This window comes from Massilia sp. LXY-5 (genome assembly GCF_059801075.1).
The window spans coordinates 777,497-794,722 of sequence record NZ_JBNNEH010000002.1 but is presented as its reverse complement, the minus strand read 5'-3'; the positions used below and the strand labels follow the sequence as shown (position 1 = coordinate 794,722).

17 protein-coding genes are annotated in these 17,226 nt (G+C 66.3%); 10 read left to right on the top strand and 7 right to left on the bottom strand.

Features of this window, described 5'->3' with window-relative positions; genetic code table 11:
• The first annotated feature begins 112 nt into the window (after window positions 1–112).
• Window positions 113–1,528 (top strand): hypothetical protein, encoded by a 1,416-nt coding sequence (locus ACI48I_RS07105; RefSeq protein WP_498573729.1) that lies wholly within the window; start codon window positions 113–115, stop codon window positions 1,526–1,528.
• A gap of 13 nt (window positions 1,529–1,541) precedes the next feature.
• On the opposite strand, the gene ACI48I_RS07100 is transcribed toward ACI48I_RS07105, so the two are convergent.
• The 3 genes from ACI48I_RS07100 to ACI48I_RS07090 all read right to left on the bottom strand — a co-directional run bounded on the left by ACI48I_RS07100 (window position 1,542) and on the right by ACI48I_RS07090 (window position 3,798).
• Complete coding sequence (locus ACI48I_RS07100; protein ID WP_498573728.1) at window positions 1,542–2,432, bottom strand: alpha/beta hydrolase; 891 nt, start codon at window positions 2,430–2,432, stop codon at window positions 1,542–1,544.
• Window positions 2,433–2,440: 8 nt separating this feature from the next.
• On the bottom strand, window positions 2,441–3,178 hold the full coding sequence (locus ACI48I_RS07095; RefSeq protein ID WP_498573727.1) for a glutathione S-transferase C-terminal domain-containing protein: 738 nt from the start codon (window positions 3,176–3,178) through the stop codon (window positions 2,441–2,443).
• Window positions 3,179–3,318: 140 nt separating this feature from the next.
• Window positions 3,319–3,798: a MarR family winged helix-turn-helix transcriptional regulator gene (locus tag ACI48I_RS07090; RefSeq protein WP_193685217.1), complete on the bottom strand. Its 480-nt coding sequence runs from the start codon at window positions 3,796–3,798 to the stop codon at window positions 3,319–3,321.
• A 91-nt stretch (window positions 3,799–3,889) separates the two neighbouring features.
• Between ACI48I_RS07090 and ACI48I_RS07085 the strand changes: the two genes are divergently transcribed.
• The 7 genes from ACI48I_RS07085 (at window position 3,890) to ACI48I_RS07055 (ending at window position 12,425) form a co-directional block, all read left to right on the top strand.
• Window positions 3,890–4,735, top strand: coding sequence for a p-hydroxycinnamoyl CoA hydratase/lyase (locus ACI48I_RS07085; RefSeq protein WP_193685216.1), 846 nt, complete (start codon window positions 3,890–3,892; stop codon window positions 4,733–4,735).
• A gap of 81 nt (window positions 4,736–4,816) precedes the next feature.
• Window positions 4,817–6,262, top strand: a complete 1,446-nt coding sequence (locus ACI48I_RS07080) for an aldehyde dehydrogenase (protein WP_498573726.1) — start codon at window positions 4,817–4,819, stop codon at window positions 6,260–6,262.
• A gap of 10 nt (window positions 6,263–6,272) precedes the next feature.
• Window positions 6,273–8,129 carry a feruloyl-CoA synthase gene (locus ACI48I_RS07075; protein ID WP_498573725.1) on the top strand — a complete coding sequence of 619 codons (1,857 nt, stop codon included), beginning with the start codon at window positions 6,273–6,275 and terminating at the stop codon, window positions 8,127–8,129.
• Window positions 8,130–8,166: 37 nt separating this feature from the next.
• On the top strand, window positions 8,167–9,333 hold the full coding sequence (locus tag ACI48I_RS07070; protein ID WP_193685213.1) for an ABC transporter substrate-binding protein: 1,167 nt from the start codon (window positions 8,167–8,169) through the stop codon (window positions 9,331–9,333).
• A 100-nt stretch (window positions 9,334–9,433) separates the two neighbouring features.
• Complete coding sequence (locus ACI48I_RS07065) at window positions 9,434–11,167, top strand: tannase/feruloyl esterase family alpha/beta hydrolase (protein WP_498573724.1); 1,734 nt, start codon at window positions 9,434–9,436, stop codon at window positions 11,165–11,167.
• 281 nt (window positions 11,168–11,448) lie between these two features.
• Entirely contained in the window at window positions 11,449–11,826 is a 378-nt protein-coding gene (locus tag ACI48I_RS07060) for a DUF4148 domain-containing protein (protein WP_498573723.1), read from the top strand.
• 101 nt (window positions 11,827–11,927) lie between these two features.
• Entirely contained in the window at window positions 11,928–12,425 is a 498-nt protein-coding gene (locus ACI48I_RS07055) for a MarR family transcriptional regulator (protein WP_193685210.1), read from the top strand.
• A gap of 151 nt (window positions 12,426–12,576) precedes the next feature.
• Here ACI48I_RS07055 and ACI48I_RS07050 read toward each other — a convergent pair whose 3' ends face one another.
• The 4 genes from ACI48I_RS07050 to ACI48I_RS07035 all read right to left on the bottom strand — a co-directional run bounded on the left by ACI48I_RS07050 (window position 12,577) and on the right by ACI48I_RS07035 (window position 15,879).
• Window positions 12,577–12,903 carry a four-helix bundle copper-binding protein gene (locus ACI48I_RS07050; RefSeq protein ID WP_227496750.1) on the bottom strand — a complete coding sequence of 109 codons (327 nt, stop codon included), beginning with the start codon at window positions 12,901–12,903 and terminating at the stop codon, window positions 12,577–12,579.
• Between the two features lie 87 nt (window positions 12,904–12,990).
• Window positions 12,991–13,197: a DUF2783 domain-containing protein gene (locus tag ACI48I_RS07045; protein WP_193685208.1), complete on the bottom strand. Its 207-nt coding sequence runs from the start codon at window positions 13,195–13,197 to the stop codon at window positions 12,991–12,993.
• A complete protein-coding gene (locus ACI48I_RS07040) occupies window positions 13,194–14,888 on the bottom strand; it encodes an FAD-dependent oxidoreductase (RefSeq protein ID WP_193685207.1) in 1,695 nt (564 codons plus the stop codon). The genes ACI48I_RS07045 and ACI48I_RS07040 overlap by 4 nt, the downstream gene beginning before the upstream one ends.
• A gap of 28 nt (window positions 14,889–14,916) precedes the next feature.
• Window positions 14,917–15,879: an MBL fold metallo-hydrolase gene (locus ACI48I_RS07035; RefSeq protein ID WP_193685206.1), complete on the bottom strand. Its 963-nt coding sequence runs from the start codon at window positions 15,877–15,879 to the stop codon at window positions 14,917–14,919.
• A 92-nt stretch (window positions 15,880–15,971) separates the two neighbouring features.
• Here ACI48I_RS07035 and ACI48I_RS07030 point away from each other — a divergent pair, with 92 nt between their 5' ends.
• Window positions 15,972–16,919, top strand: a complete 948-nt coding sequence (locus ACI48I_RS07030) for a LysR family transcriptional regulator (RefSeq protein WP_193685205.1) — start codon at window positions 15,972–15,974, stop codon at window positions 16,917–16,919.
• Between the two features lie 79 nt (window positions 16,920–16,998).
• Window positions 16,999–17,220, top strand: a complete 222-nt coding sequence (locus ACI48I_RS07025) for a hypothetical protein (protein WP_193685204.1) — start codon at window positions 16,999–17,001, stop codon at window positions 17,218–17,220.
• The last annotated feature ends 6 nt before the right edge of the window (window positions 17,221–17,226 follow it).

Genomic DNA, 17,226 nt, shown 5'->3' with positions numbered 1-17,226 from the left:
GGCGCTTTCAGGCGTAGCCGCCACAAACTCACATCTCCTTACAAACTGCGCGATCCCGATTTTCAAAAAGCGCTAAGCTCTACGCTTGGAACGTAGAAGTGGGTAGCACATCATGAAGACGCAATTGCTTGAAGACATCGGCGAAAACACGGCATCATCCCTTGCGCCTTCCAACCCAGCCGGACCATCGAACGCGGCCGGCGAGGTGCACGCGCTTGCGCCCGCAGCGAAGGCGCAGCCTGCCAGGCCCCGCTCCGCCCTCGGCGTATGGAGGCAGGCGCCCGCAGCCGAGCCGTACATCCCCACGCCGCAGCAGCCGGCGCAAGCACCGGCCCCTCTGGATCTGGACAACGTCTTCGAGGAAATCGCGGCCCTTGAGGCCCAGTATGTGGCGCCAGTGCAGCCGCATGCTCCTCCCGTGGCGCCGGCCGCACCCCGGCACGAGCTTCCCGCGCCCCCGGCCGGGCCCATGCACGAGCCTGCCATTCCTCCGGCCGCGTTCACGCACGAGGCTGCGATTCCTCCGGCCGCGTTCACGCACGAGGCTGCTGTTCCTCCGGCCCGACCCATGCACGAGGCTGCTGTTCCTCCAGCCCAGCCCATGCCCGAGCCTGCTGTTCCTCTTGCCCAGCCCATACTCGAGGCTGCTATTCCTCCAGCCCAGCCCATGCCCGAGGCTGCCATTCCTCCAGCCCGGCCCATGCACGAGCCTGCCGTTCCTCCGGCCCGGCCCACGCTCGCTCCGGATCCGGCGGACGCCCCGACCACGCCGCAAGACCCTTTGTTCGACTTCACCCTGCCCTCGCCGGAACTGCAGGCAGACAATCCGTTCACGCCTCCTGCCCGCGCCACGCGGTCCAGGCAGCGCTATCTGCTGTGGGGTGCCTGCCTGCTGTCGGTTGCCCTCCTCGGTCTGGGCGGCCGGTGGCTGTACCAGGAGCGCAAGGATGCAGGAGCGCTCGCGCGCATCGCCGACGATGTGAAGGCCAAGCCGCAGGCCGACAAGGCCGTGCAGCGTCAGGCAGTCGTTCCACAGGCGCCGGCGCCGGCGCCTCGGGCCGACGCCGGCCCAGGGCCCGTCGAACCCGCGAGCCGTCCTGCGTCGTCCGTGCCGCCCCTTGTCTACCTGCCACCTGAGCCGCGCGCTGCCGCCAAGGCTGATCCGGCCCCTGCCGCCAAGGCTGAACAGCCCGCTTCATTGGCGGAAAGCCCGGCAGAGTCGCGGACGTCTTCGAAACCTGCCCCTGCCGCGGAACAAGGACGGATCTACCCGATACCCAAGCGATCGAGCCAGAAGGAGCGCGCCCGGTCCGACGCGCCAGCCAGGCGCGCAAAGGCCAAGCCCGAACCCGCCCCCGCCCGCCAGCTCGCGCGCGCAAGCGTCGCTGCGACAGAAAAGCGATCAGGACCGGACACCTCGATGGAAGCAACGCTGAAAGCGTGCAGGGAACATGGATATCATGCGGCGCAATGCATCAAGCGCGACTGCAGCGTGACCGAATACGGGTTCGTTTGCCGCGGGCGCTGACACAGCCCCCCTGTCACGCAATACAGCGCTGCAGAAACGCGAGCTGGTCGGCAACGACTCCCTCGAAGCCTGCGCCGACATAGATGTCGAAGTGCCTGTGCGCATACAAGCGCACCTCGGCGCCGGGCGCCTCTCCTGCATAACGCAGGGCTGGCCCGGCCGGGGCGACCGAGTCGGCTTCACAAATGCAGAACAGCACTGGACAGGTTAGCTGCGCCGCCCTGCGGCCCGGCCGGTAGGGAATAATGTCCAGCGCGCAGCGCGCGGCGACCCGGTTGTCGAAGAGCGTTTCCGTGGGCACCAGCGCCAGGTAACCGGGCTGCGCGTCCGGCGCGGTCATCAGCGCCGCGGAGCGCGGCGGACCTGCGGCAGGCACGAACAGCGGCGACATTCCCACAGCCGACCGGAGCACGTCGCAGACGGCGTTGGCCGTCACCTTGACGCTGCTGCGCCAGTCCATGGCCAGTGCGGATGCGATACCGTCAGTGAATGGGCACTGGGCAATGACGGCAGCGACCTGCCTGTCCTCCGCCGCGGCAACGAGCACGTGGCCGCCACTGAAGGACGTTCCCCACAGCACGACCTGGTCGGCCCGGCAGTTTTCCTGCTGCCGCACGAAGGCGATGGCGGAAGACCAGTCCTGCAGCTGCCGGCCGATGTCGAGCAATTGCCGGGGATGGCCATCGCTCGCCCCGAAGTGACGGTAGTCGAAGACGAGGCAGGCATGGCCGGCGCCGGAAAAGCGCTCCGCGAAGGCATCCAGGCGCATTTCCCGCGTGCCTCCCAGGCCGTGCGCCATGACGATGACCGGAAACGGGCCCTTTCCCTCAGGCTCGTACAGCCAGGCCCGGCAATGTTCGCCTTCCTGGCCGGATATGAACTCGACGTCGAGCCGCTGCCTCATCGCCGACCCTATGCCCAGTAGCGCTGCGCGATGCGGTCGTGGTAGGCCATCAGGTTCGCCTGCGCCAGCGCGAAGTCCTGCAACGGCCCCGGAAACGGATGCCTGACGAGCGTGTGCAACAGGCCATACACGCTCGCGTCGACGGTGCTCGGAAGCGCGCCGAACAGGTAATCCTGCTGCCCGAGCAGCGTGGCCAGGGCCTGCACCCCACTGCGGCCGATGGCCAGCACCTCTTCGTCGCTGTGGCGCCCCATGCCCTGCTCCCATGCCTGGCGTGCCTTCTGGCGCCGGATCATGGACAGGACCACATTCCCGAGCAGCGGCAGCAAGGAGCGCTGCCAGGCTGGCACGCTGCGCCTGGCGTAGTCGAGCAGCAAGGGCCGGTAACGGTCGAAATTCCCGGCAACGCACCAACGGAAGTAGTAGCCGACGAAATACAGCTGGCTCTCGGCCAGGGCCTTGATCGCCTCGGCCTGGGCCTGTTGCAAGGCACTGAGATGGGTGTCGCGCAGCGCGCGGGGGTCGTGCTGCTGGAGATAATCGATGATGAAGGACGAGTCGGCGATCAGCTGCCCATCCACGCGCGCGGACGGCAACTTGGCTTTCGGCATGTCGCGGCGGGTGCCGGTGCGGGTTTCATAGGGGATGCCGGACATGCGCAGCCAGGTTTCGAGCTTGACGACGAAAGGGCTGATATCGGGCGTCGCCGTGCCGGGTGGGTAGCCGTATTTGTAGACGACGATCACGATCGGTCCTTTCCGGTATGAATGCGGATGGTGCCGTCAACAGCATGCGAGGTGAGAACTTCAGTCTACTCCCGAACCGGCAGGCCGGCCTGAAAAGTCGGGCAAGTGCGTCATCTGTACCGACAGGCGGCGCCGTGGCCTCAGATTCCCTGCATGCTCAAGGCCCTCACCGCCCCCCTCAGCTGCCCCAGCATCTCCACCCTCCCCGCCTCATCGAGCTCCGGAAACATGGTCCGCTCCACCTCCGCCACCTTCGCATCGCACTCCCCCAGCACCGCCTCCCCGCTTGCCGTCAAACTGATCTGGATGATCCGCCCATGCGCCGGATCGGGCGTGCGCGCAATCCAGCCCTTCGCTTCCATCTGCTTGACCATCTCGTTGGCCGACTGCGGCGAAATCATCGTCCGTGTGGCGAGCTGAGCGTTCGACAGGGAGCCGTGCGCCCGGAAGACGGACAGCGCCGTGTATTGCGGCACGGAGAGCCCGGCGGGCGCCAGGCTGTCGCGCAGGCGCTGGTTCAGCACATGGTCGAGGCGGCCCACCAGGTAGGCCAGGCCCATCGGTTTGGCGGCGGCGGATGCGGCTGGGCTCGCTGCCGAAAGTTTTTTTGAAGTCGTCATGAAAAAGGTGCTTGCAAAGCGAATCAGGTCCGAATAGTATAAGTCACATATCAGGCAGCCTGATAAATAAAACTTACGACGAGGAGACATTATGTCCAAATACGAAGCGCGCTGGAAGACCGTCAAGGTCGATGTGGAGAACGGTATCGGCTGGATCACCCTGAACCGTCCGGAAAAGCGCAATGCGATGAGCCCGACGCTGAACCGCGAGATGATCGACGTGCTCGAAACCCTCGAGCTCGACGACGACGCGCAAGTGGTCGTGCTGACCGGCGCCGGCGACGCCTGGACCGCCGGGATGGACTTGAAGGAATACTTCCGCGAGACCGACGGCAAGCCGGAAATCATGCAGGAACGCATGCGGCGCGACTGCTCGCAATGGCAGTGGAAGCTGCTGCGCATGTACAGCAAGGCGACCATCGCCATGGTCAACGGCTGGTGCTTCGGCGGCGCGTTTTCTCCGCTGGTCGCCTGCGACCTGGCGATTGCCGCCGACGACGCCGTGTTCGGCCTGTCGGAAGTGAACTGGGGCATCCCGCCGGGCAACCTGGTCAGCAAGGCCGTGGCCGATACCATGGGCCACCGCCAGGCGCTGCACTACATCATGACCGGCGACACCTTCACCGGCAAGGAAGCAGCAAGCATGGGCCTGATCAACAAGAGCGTGCCGAAGGAGCAGCTGCGCGAAGCCGTCATCGAGCTGGCGAATAAACTGCTGGAAAAGAATCCAGTCGTGCTGCGCTATGCGAAGATCGGTTTCAAGCGCTGCCGCGAACTGACCTGGGAGCAAGGCGAGGACTACCTGTACGCCAAGACCGACCAGTCGAACCAGCGCGATCCGGAAAAGGGCCGCAAGGAAGGCCTCAAGCAGTTCCTGGACGATAAGACGATCAAGCCGGGCCTGCAGACCTACAAGCGTCCGAAAAGCGACGCGTAAGACAGTAAGAGAATAAAAACGGAGGCGGCACCCGGTTTCCGAGGTAGCCGCCCCTTCCAATCGACATAGAGGAGACCTCTGATGTTCCAAGCAGAACTGCTGTTGAACGGCCAGGCCCGTCCCGCATCGAATGGCGCCAGTTTCGAGCGCCGCAATCCCGCCACCGGCGAAATCGCCAGCCGCGCCGCCGCCGCCACGCTCGACGACGTCGACGCCGCGGTGCAAGCCGCGCAGGCGGCCTTCCCGGCCTGGTCGACCATCGCGCCGGGCGCACGGCGCACGCTGCTGCTGAAAGCGGCCGACAAGATGGAAGCGCTGCGCGGCCAGTTCGTCGAAGCCGCCGTCGCCGAGTGCGGCGGTGCGCCGATGTGGTACCAGTTCAACGTGACGCTGGCGGCGAACATGCTGCGCGAAGCGGCCTCCATGACGACCCAGATCGCCGGCGAAGTCATTCCGTCCGACGTACCCGGCTCGCTCGCGATGGGCGTGCGCCAGGCCTGCGGCGTGGTGGTCGGCATCGCACCCTGGAATGCGCCGATCATCCTCGGCACGCGCGCGGTCGCCATGCCGCTCGCCTGCGGCAATACCGTGATCCTGAAAGCGTCCGAGCTGTGCCCGGCCCTGCACCGCCTGATCGGCCAGGTGTTCGTGGACGCCGGCTTCCCGGAAGGCGTGGTCAACGTCATCACCAATGCGCCGGACGACGCCGCGCAAGTCGTCGAACGCCTGATCGCCGCCCCGGCCGTGCGCCGCGTGAACTTCACCGGCTCGACCAAGGTCGGCAAGATCATCGCGCAGACGGCGGCACGCTACCTGAAACCGGTGCTGCTCGAATTGGGCGGCAAGAATCCGGTCGTCGTGCTGGACGACGCCGACCTCGATGCGGCCGTGGAAGCGGCGGCCTTTTCCGCCTTCTTCAACCAGGGGCAGATCTGCATGTCGGCCGACCGCATCCTGGTCGACCGCAAGATCGCCCCCGCCTTTGTCGAAAAGCTGGCCGCCAAGACCGCGACTTTGAAGGCCGCACGTTCGGACGCGCCGCTGGCCGGCATGGTCGACCCGAGCGCGGCGGCGCGTGTCGAAAACATGCTGCAAGATGCACGCGCACGCGGCGCCAAGGTCACGCAGTCGGGCACCAGCGTCGAAGGGAACATCATGCAGCCGGCGATCGTCGACGACGTCACACCCGAGATGCTGGTCTACCAGGAAGAGTCCTTCGGGCCGATCGTCTCGGTGCTGCGCTTCGACTCCGACGAGGAAGCGATCCGGATGGCCAACGACAGCGAATACGGGCTGTCCTCGGCCGTGTTCTCGCGCGACATCGGCCGCGCGATGGCGGTCGCCCAGCGCATCGAGTCGGGCATCTGCCACATCAACGGGCCGACCGTGCACGACGAGGCGCAGATGCCTTTCGGCGGCGTGAAGGGCAGCGGCTACGGGCGCTTCGGCGGCAAGGCGGCGATCGCCGAGTTCACCGACCTGCGCTGGATCACGGTCCAGACGACGCCGCGCCACTTCCCGATCTGAGGAGGCCGTGATGAATGAAGTTTCAAGCCCGGCAGGCGGCGGGAAGCGGCGCGCGGTCGCCCTCGGCAACCCCGAGGTCAAGGCCTGGCAGGAAGACGGCGTCTGGCATGTGGACGCCGTGACGCCGCTGGCGCCCTTCCCCGCGCGCTTCACGGACCGCCTGGTGTCCGGCGCGCGGGAACACCCCGAGCGCACGCTGGTCGCGCGCCGCGGGGCGGATGGCGAGTGGGTCCGCCTGTCGTATGCGGACGTGCTGCACAACGTACGCCGCATCGGCCAGGCCCTGTTTGATCGCGGTTTGTCGGAGGAGCGTCCGCTGGTCATCGTGTCCGGGAACGACCTGGAGCACTTCCAGCTCGCGCTCGGCGCGATGTATGCCGGCATTCCCTATTCGCCGCTGTCGCCGGCCTATTCCCTGGTGGCGACCGACCCGGCCAAGCTGCGCGACCTGATCGAACAGCTGACGCCGGGCGCCGTCTTTGCCTGCGACGGCACGGCGTTTGCACGCGCCCTCGAAGCCGTGCTGCCCGATGACGCGGAACTGATCCTGGCGCGCGGCGAAGTACCGGGCCGCACGGCCGCCAGCTTCGACGCGCTGCTCGCCACCGAACCGACCACGATCGACGCGCGCAACGCGGAAGTCGGCCCGGCGACCATCGCCAAGTTCCTGTTCACCTCGGGCTCGACCAAGAAGCCGAAGGCGGTCATCACGACCCACCAGATGCTCTGCTCGAACCAGCAGATGCTGCTGCAGACCTTCCCCTTCTTCGGCGAGGAACCGCCGGTGCTGCTCGACTGGCTGCCCTGGAACCACACCTTCGGCGGCAGCCACAACGTCGGCATCGTGCTGTACAACGGCGGCACCCTCTATCTCGACGACGGCCGCCCGACGCCGAAGGACTTCGCCGGCACCCTGCGCAACCTGCGCGAGATCGCGCCGACGGTCTACTTCAACATCCCGGTCGCCTGGGAGATGCTGGCCGAAGCGCTGGAGACGGACGACCAGCTGGCGCAGACCTTCTTCTCGCGCGTCAAGCTGTTCTTCTGCGCCGGCGCCGGCCTGTCGCAGGCGGCCTGGGAGCACCTGGACGAGGTGGCGCTCAAACGCTGCGGCGAATCGATCCGCATCATGACCGGCCTGGGCATGACGGAGACCTCGCCTTCCTGCACCTTCGGCACCGGGCCGATCAGCCGCGCCGGCTATGTCGGCGTGCCGGCGCCGGGCTGCAAAGTCAAACTGGTGCCGACCGACGGCAAGCTGGAAGCGCGCTTCCACGGCCCGCACGTCACGCCCGGCTACTGGCGCGCGCCGCACCTCACCAGCGAGGCCTTCGATGCCGACGGCTATTACTGCACCGGCGACGCCCTGCGCTTCGTCGACGAGAGCAAGCCGGAACTGGGCTTCATGTTCGACGGGCGCATCGCCGAGGACTTCAAGCTCAGCTCGGGCACTTTCGTGAGCGTCGGACCGCTGCGGGCGCGCGTCATCAGCCAGGGCGCGCCCTATGTGCAGGACGCCGTCGTCACGGGGCTGGACCGGCACGCGATCGGGTTGATGATCTTCCCGCGCATGGACAACTGCCTGGCGCTGTCGACGCTGCCGGCCGGGACGCCGGCGGCCGAGGTACTGGCCAGTACGCCGGTGCGCGCCTTCTTCGGGCAGCTGCTCGAGACGTTGAACGTGAATGCCACCGGCTCCTCGACCCGGATCGAACGCATGCTGCTGCTCGCCGAACCGCCTTCGATCGATGCGCGCGAGCAGACCGACAAGGGTTCGATCAACCAGGCGGCGGTGTTGCAGCGGCGCGCGGCCCTGGTCGATGCGATGTACGACGGAACGGATTCAAGCGTAATCGTTGCAGCTTAAAACCGCAGCATAAAACTTAAAACGACAAGGAGACAGCATGAAACTCAAGACCCTCGCCTGCATGACCCTGGCCATCCTTCCCTTCGCGAGCAGCAGCGCGTTGGCGCAGGACACCATCAAGATCGGCGTCATCGCCGCCCTGACCGGACCCTTCGTCAACATCGGCAAGCCTTTCGAGGACGGCATCAAGACCTGGATGAAGGCGAATGGCGACACCGTCGCCGGCAAGAAGATCCAGATCATCTACCGCGACGACGGCGGCAGCAACGTCGAACTCTCCAAGCGCGCGGCCCAGGAGCTGATCGGGCGCGAGAAGGTCAGCTTCCTGGTCGGCTTTTCCTTGACGCCGAGCGCGCTCGCGGTGGCGCCGGTGGCGACGCAGGGCAAGGTGCCGATGATCGTCATGAACGCCGTCACGACCGGCATCACGGCGAAGTCGCCTTACATGCTGCGCACCTCGATGACGATGCAGCAGATGACCGAACCTTTCGGCACCTGGACCGCGCAGAACAAGATCGGCCGCGTGTATTCGCTGGTCTCCGACTACAGCACGGGTCACGATGCCGAAAAACTGTTCGCCAAAGGTTTTACTGAAGGCGGCGGCAAGATCGTCGGTTCCGCGCGTACCCCGCTGGCGAACCCCGACTATTCGCCCTTCGTGCAGCGCGTAAAAGATGAAAAGCCGGACGCCCTGTTCTTCTTCGCGCCCGGCGTGGAAGACGGCATCGGCCTGCTGAAAGCCTACAGCGACAAGGGCCTGGACAAGGCCGGCATCAAGTTCCTCGGCGTGGGCGACATGACGAGCGACTCGCCGACCCTGGAGGCCCTGGGCGAGCGAGCGCTGGGCGCGGTGACCGTCCTGAATTACTCGACGGCGCTGGACAACGACGCCAACAAAACCTTCCTGAAGGCCTATGCGGACGCCAATCCGAACAGCAAGCCTCCGACTTTCGTGACCGTCGCCGCGTACGACACGATGGGCATGATCTACGAGACCATCAAGAAGCTGAACGGGAATGTCACCGGCGACGCCGCCGTCAAGACCCTCTCGGGCATGAAGTGGAACAGCCCGCGCGGCCCGATCAGCATCGATCCGAAGACCCGCGACATCGTGCAGAACATGTACATCCGCGAGGTCAAGCGCGTGAACGGCAAGCTGGTCAACCAGCCGATCGGCACCCTCAAGGACGTGATGCCGGACTGAGTCCCGGTTCCGTAGTCAGCATCGCAGGGCCGGCTGCCCCGGCCCTGCGCACCCCATCCTGATGTTCCCCATCTGTTTTTTTGCAGAGGAGTACGCACGCATGAACGCTTTGAAAATCGCCACCGCAACAAGCCTTGCCGCCCTCGCCCTGGCGGGCTGCAGCAACAACAGCGACAACGACCACGGCCCCATCATCGCCCCCGTCCCGCCGGTCCAGGCGGCGCCGCTGCCGCAACTCGCGCCGGCCGTCGGCGCCACGCTCGGCGCCTGCGCGGAACTGGCGACCCGCATCACCTATCCCGAAACCGTGATCACCGGCGCCACCTCGATCCCGGCGGGCAGCTTGACGATCGCCGGCAAACCGATCGGCGAGCACTGCCTCGTCACCGGCCAGTTGGCCCGCCGTACCAGCCCGGTCGACGGCCAGGCCTATGCGATCGGCTTCGAGATGCGCCTGCCGGCCAATTGGAACGGCCGCTTCTTCTACCAGGCCAACGGCGGCGTCGACGGCAGCGTCGTCACCGCGACCGGGCCGGTGGGCGGTGGCGGACCGCTCGAGAACGCGCTGAACCTCGGTTTTGCCGTCATCAGTTCGGACGCCGGCCACCAGGCGCCGACGCCCTTCTTCGGCGTCGATCCGCAGGCGCGCCTCGATTACGGCTACGCCGCAGTCGGCAAGCTGACGCCGATGGCGAAGAACATCATCCAGGCCGCCTACGGCAAGGGCCCGGACCGCTCGTATATCGGCGGCTGCTCGAACGGCGGACGCCACGCCATGGTGGCGGCGGCGCGCTACGCCGACCAGTACGACGGCTTCCTGGTCGGGAACCCGGGCTACCGCCTGCCGCTGGCCGCGATCGCGAACATCGCCGGCGGCAAGACCTATGCCGCGCTGGCCTCGACGCCGGGCGACCTCACGACCGGCTTCACCCAGGCCGAACGGGCGCTGGTCTCGAACGCGGTGCTGGGCAAATGCGATGCGCTCGACGGCAGCGCCGACGGCCTGGTGCAGGACACGGCGGCCTGCCAGAAAGCCTTCGACCTGAATCGCGACGTGCCGACCTGCTCCGGCACGCGCGACGGTACCTGCCTGAGCGCGGCGCAGAAGACGGCGATCGCGGGCCTGTTCGCCGGAGCGAAGACCGAAAGCGGCGCCACCATCTACACCAGCTTCCCCTGGGATGCGGGCCTGGCCACGGCCGGCTGGGCGTCGTGGAAATTCGGCGCGCCGATCGACCGCGATTCGGGCGCCGCCGCCTTCATCTGGTCGGTGCCGCCCGCCGACCGGGCCACCTTCAACGGCCGCGACTTCGTCCTGAACGCCAACCTGGACAGCCTGCTGGCGCGCATCAACGCCACCAGCTCGACGTATCCGGAGAACGCACTGTCGTTCATGACGCCGCCGAACCCGGGCAACCTGTCGACGCTGAAGAACCGCGGCGCCAAGATGATGGTCTATCACGGCACCAGCGACCCTATCTTCTCGAGCAACGACACCACGGTCTGGTACGAGCAGCTGCGCGCCGCCAACGGCTCCGACGCCTCGAACTTCGCGCGCTTCTTCCCGGTGCCGGGCATGAACCACTGCTCGGGCGGTCCCGCCGCCGACCAGTTCGACATGCTGACGCCGCTGGTGAACTGGGTCGAAAAAGGCCAGGCGCCGGACAGCGTGACGGCCAGCGTGCGCGGCGCCGGCAACGCCGGCGGCGTCAACGCGGACGTGCCGGCCACCTGGGCGGCCAACCGTACCCGGCCGCTTTGCGCCTACCCGAAGGTGGCACGCTACAAGGGCACCGGCAGCATCGAGGACGCCGCAAACTTCAGCTGCCAGTAGATTTCGTTGGCCGCCGCGTAACGTAGGGTCCTTGCGGCCATTGGCCGCAAGGACCCTACGCGTTACGCACTCATCCATTTGCCACTCTCCACAGGGCGGCCCGATCCCGCGCCGCCCATCTTTCTGCGCATTACCCCCACCACGAACGCCCGCGGGCACGGCCGCGCACACCGCACAAACCCGAAAATTCGCGCGTTAATACACAAATGAACTATTCAGGAGTAAAATAGATTCATCGCGCAAATCCTTGCGCTGAATTACCGAATTTTCAGGAGCCTTCCATGTCTGCCAAATACCTCGTCCCCGCCCTCCTCGCCACCCTGCTCGCCGGCAGCGCTTTCGCCCAACCGGCATCGACCGATCCGGTCCGCGCCCGTGTCGTCGCCGAACTCGAACAGGCGCGCAAGGACGGCAGCTATCCGCCATCGGAAGCCGATTACGTGTATCCGAACTGGGTGAAAATCGCCAACCCGGCCGGCCTCGTCATGACCGACGGCCATCAGGAAGACTACGACAGCAAGTCGACGGCCAGCGTAGCCCGCAACACCGCCAGCGCCCCTGCCGCCAGCGCCAGGCCTGCCGTCGCGCTGATGACCGACGGTCACCAGGAGTCCGATGTTGCGGCGCGCAGCGGCAAAGGTGCCGATTCGGCCCGTTGATCGATCCGTGCGCGCTTCTCCGGCCGCAGCGCTCTACCGCTGCGCAGCCGGGACGGTTACAATCTGCCCGTTACAATTTGCTAATTCAAGCGGGAGCGTTCATGAGCGAGTTCGAGCCGACGGAAAAACGATTGCGCAACATCGAAGCCCGGGTCCCGGGCTTTCCGTACGAGCCGATCTTGCTGGTGCGCCTGAACCACCATCTGCAGAAGCGCCTGCGCGACCGCACCAACGCCGCGCTCAAGCCGCATGACCTGGCCGACACCGGCTATATCGTGCTGGCGATCCTGTACGGCAGCCTCGACGAGACCTCGACCGCATCGGAGTTGAGCGAGGCCTGCCACGAAAAACCCGCCAACCTGACCCGGGTCTGCGACGACCTCGCCGCGCGCGGGCTGATCGAACGGGGCACGCGTGCGGGCGACCGCCGCAGCGTCATGATCACCCTGCGCCCGGAGGGACGCGCGCTGATCGAGCAGGTGCTGCCCGAGGTGTCGACGAAACTGGTCAGTGCGTTTGCCGGTTTCAGCAAAGCCGAGATGACGCAGTTCGCCGGCTTCCTGGCGCGCGCGCTGGGGAATCTGGACAAGGCAGGCTGACGGCACCGAGGTTTGCCTGCGGTGTTCGCAGGGTGGGGCCGCCCACACGTTCAACGCACGCCAGCTCCGCCGCGAGGTTTCCTGGGCTGGCTGAACGCGTGGGCGGCATTGACGCTATCGATGATCACATGCCCAGGCAGAGCCGCCCACCCTACGCGGCTCCCGCCATCGCGCGGCAGGCGTCGGCGCAGCGCCGGCAGGCCGCGGCGCATTCCTTGCAATGCTGCGCATCGTGCTGCCCGCACTCCTGCGCGCAGGCCGCGCAGACCTCCGCGCACAGGCGGCACAACTCCCGCGCAAAGGGACTCGAGCGCGCCATGAATCCGGCCGCCAGGCGGCAAAGCTGGGAACAATCGATGTCGTGCGCAATGCAGCCGGCCATCATCTTGACGTCTTCTTCGCGCAGGCAGGCGGCAGCGCAGCGGTCGCAGGCGGCAGCGCAGGCCTCGCAGGCGTCGATACATTCCTGGAAGTTCATCTGGTTCACGGTTCCTCCTCGCCCGGTGGGCATGGGTTCATTTGAACCAATGAGCTTACCTCCGGCCCGCCGGTCCGTGGCGCGCGGCTAGGCCTGCGCCGCGTTGGCGCGCGCAATCGCGCAGGCTTCGCGCAATACGTCGATGTCCCCGATATGGTTCGACAGCAGCAGGACCAGCTGGGCGTTGAGCATCCTGCTTTGCTCGTCAGTCAAATCCTGGTGGGTATCGACCAGCATCTCGTAGAAGGTGTCGGGTTCGGGCAGGTTCGGTTCGACATTCAATCGGGCGTTCATGCGTGCTCCATCTGGAAGGCGGCTTGTCCGGCGCAGCGCGCTGCGGCCGTGTTGCCGCTGGCGCGGGCGACGGCGGCGCGCACCGCCTGCGGGTTGAAACTGCGCCAGCGCGCACACACGTGCTGGTCGGGACGGAGCAGATAAAAGCTGCCGGGCGTGGCGTCGTAGCGCGCCGCGAACAGGCCTGCGCTGTCTTCGAACATGCCGGCACCGCCCTGCCCCATTGGTGCGACGACCAGGGTGCGCAGGGCGATGGCTTCGTTCGCGAGTGCCTCGGCCTGCGCGAACACCTCGGCATCGCGCAGGCCGCCGGCAAAGTAGATGCCGGTGAAGCTGCCGCCCGTGTGGCGCAGCAGCCAGTCGGGCTGGCCCTGGTACATGAGCGGTGCGTCCGCCGCCGCCGCGCCGGGACGCAAGCCTTTGGCGAAGCCGTCGAGGTCGGGCGTGTTGAGCGCCGAATCGATGTAGGTCGACGGCGTCGACAGGCGCCCGCTGTTGACCAGCTTGCGGGCGAAGGGCTGGTCTTTCGCCAGTTGCAGCACGGCGTCCCGGAACAGCCGGCTCGCTTCGCTCTTCGGGGTGATGAAGTCGGTCGAGCGGGTCGAGTTCAGGATGTTCTCGTCGGCCGCGTATTCGCGTTCACGGGCATAGCTGTCGAGCAGCGTGTCCGGGGCCTTGCCTTCGACGACGAGGCGCAGTTTCCAGGCCAGGTTGTCGGCATCCTGCACGCCGCTGTTGGCGCCGCGTGCGCCGAAGGGCGAGACGCCGTGCGCCGCGTCGCCGGCGAACAACACGCGGCCGTGGCGGAATTCGTCCATGCGCAGGCAGCAGAAGGTGTAGATGCTGACCCATTCGAGTTCGAACCGGGCGTCCTTTCCCAGCAGCGCCTCGATGCGCGGGATGACGCGCTCGGGCGCCTTTTCCGCCACCGGATCGGCGTCCCAGCCGAGCTGGAAGTCGATGCGCCAGATATTGTCCGGCTGGCGGTGCAGCAGCACCGACTGGCCGCGGTGAAATGGCGGGTCGAACCAGAACCAGCGCTCGGCCGGGAAGTCGGCCGTCATCTTCACGTCCGCGATCAGGAAGCGGTCGCGGAAGCTGCGGCCATGGCTCTCCAGGCCCATCAGGCTGCGCACCGTGCTCTTGCCGCCGTCGGCGGCGACCACGTAGGCGGCCTCCAGCAGGTACTCGCCTTCCGGGGTGTCGACCGTCAGCGCCACATGGTCCTGATGCTGGACCAGGCCGCTGACGCGCGAACGCCAGCGCAGGTCGAGGTTCGGCAGTTCCTGCGCGCGTTCGTGCAGGTAGCCCTCGACATAGTACTGCTGCAGGTTCACGAAGGCCGGACGCTGGTGGCCTTCCTCGGGCAGCAGGTCGAAGCTGTAGACCTCCTGGTCGCGGTGGAAGATGCGGCCGACGTGCCAGCTGACGCCTTTATCGGCCATGCGCTGGCCGCAGCCGAGGCGGTCGAACACCTCGAGGGTGCGCTTGGAAAAGCAGATGGCGCGCGAACCGCTCGACAGTTTGTTGTCGTCGTCGAGCAGCACGACCGGCACGCCGCTTTGCGCCAGGTCGATGGCGGTGGCCAGGCCCACCGGCCCGGCGCCGACCACGGCGACTGGATGGCGGCCTCCTTGACGCCCGCTGCCCGGCGTGTACGCGAATTCGCAGCCCTGGTAGTCGATGTCCATGATCGGTCCGGAAGCGTGGATGGCCTGCTCAGGCCTGCAGCGAATGCCACATTTCCTGGTCCCGTTCCGCGGTCCAGATGCGCGGATGCTTGATGCCCTTGGCCTCGTCGTAGGCGCGCGTCACGTCGAAGGGCAGGCAGTGCTCGTAGATGAAGACCTGGCTGAACTTCGGGTCCATCTTGCTGCGCACATGGGCCATCGCTTCCTTCAGCGACATGCTCCGGGCCACGGCCTCTTTCGCGCTGGAGAGCAGCGTGGTGACGAAGTCCCTGGTGTAGTCGATGCCTTCGTTGACCTGCTGCGGCGTCACCAGCGCTTCGCCGCGGCCGGGAACGAGTTTCTCGGCGCCGAGCGCGCGCAGCGCTTCCAGGGTCGCCGGCCATTCTTCGAGCTGGGCGTCGCCGGTGTAGGCGGCCGCGCCGTATTCGACCAGGTCGCCCGAGAAGCAGATCTTCTGCGACGGGATCCAGGCGATGGTGTCGCCCTTGGTGTGCCCCATGCCGATGTGGGCGAGCCTGACTTCGAGCTTGCCCATGAAGATGGTCATTTCCTTGTCGAAGACCATGGTCGGCCAGGACAGGCCCGGCACCGATTCGACACCGGCGAACAGGCGCGGGAAGCGCTCGATCTCGGACTTCATGTCCTGCTCGCCGCGCTCGACGATCAGTTCATACGTGCCCTTCGAGGCGATGATCTGCTCGGCGCCTTCTTCAAAGTAGGCCGAGGCGCCCAGCACGCGCACGGCATGGTAGTGCGACAGCACGACGTACTTGATCGGCAGGTCGGTCACGCTGCGGATATGCCTGATGAGCGACTGCGCCATCAGCGGGGTCGCAGTGGTGTCGATCACCATCACGCTGTCGTCGCCGATGATCACGCCCGAGTTCGGGTCGCCCTCGGCGGTGTAGGCATAGGCATTGTCGGACAGCTTGATGAAGCTGGTCTTCTTCTCTTCCAGGTCGGCCTGGGATGCGAATTTTTTCTCTGCCACGATGGTCTCCTCGGTTTTTGGAATGCGATGTCGATAGGCAGACGATACGAGCTGGCGTACTATCTGACAATCATCGTTCATCGATAGCGCGTATGAATTCCATACATAACGCGGGTTTGACCAGTCATCTGGACCTGAACCTGCTGCCGGTCTTCGACACCCTGATCCGGGTACGCAACGTCAGCCGTGCGGCCGAAGAGCTGGACATGTCGCAGAGCGCGGTCAGCCACGCCCTGAAGCGCTTGCGCAGCTTCTTCGGCGATCCGCTGTTCCTGAAGACGGGCAGCGGCATGCAGCCGACGCCGCGCGCCCTGGAGCTGCTGGCGCCGGTGTCGAGTGTGCTGGCGACGGTGCGCGGCGAGCTGCTGGTGCGCGAGGGCTTCGACGCGGCCAGCGCGCGCCGCAGCTTCGGCCTTTGTCTCACCGACATGGGAGAGTTGATCTTCCTGCCGCGCCTCATCGCCCAGCTGCGCCGCGCGGCGCCCGGCTGCACGCTGCGCACGCTGCAGGTGCCGATGCACCAGATCCAGGCGGTGCTGGAGAGCGGCGAAGCGGACCTCGCGCTGGGGTCCCTCCATTCGGTGCCCGAGGGGCTGTTCCAGCAGCAGCTGTTCGCGCGCTCCTTCGTCACCATCGTCAACCGCAGTAACCGTACGATCGGTGAGGTACTCTCGCGCGACCAGTTCTTCGCGATGGAGCACATCCTTGTTTCGCTGTCGGGGCGGATCGAGGACGCCTATGATGCCGTGATCGACGAGGGCAATGCGCAAGGCAACGGGTCGCGCCGCGTGTATCTGACCACGCCGCACTTCCTGACGGTGCCGATGATCATCGAGCAGAACCCGGACCTGATCGCCACCGTGCCGCGCGAGCTGGCGACGAAGTTCGCGACCTATAAAAGCATCCGCATGGTCGAGACGCCGGTCCGCGTGCCCCCCTTCGGCATCCGCCAGTTCTGGCATCCGCGCTTCCAGCACGACGCGGCAAATATGTGGCTGCGCAAGCTGGTGAAGGAGACCTTCGATACGGACGTCGAATGAGCCGACGGAAGCGTGCGTCCCTGCCGCGACTTCTTCAGTAAGATCGTCAGCACACCGATGAGATACAGGAGGAAATGCCATGCCAAGGGGAGCCAGTCCGCGCCGCGAGCGCGAAGCCAAGAAGCTCGAACGCAAATTCAAGAAGGAAAAGCGCTACAAGGGCCGCGAGGACGAAGTCGCGGCACGCATCGTCAACAAGCAGCGCGCCCAGGCCGGCGAAACGAAGACGGCGCACAAGCCGGCGCACCGCACCACGGCGCGCCGCAAGCACCGTACGCGCCGCAGCACGCCGCGCAAATAAGCTCGC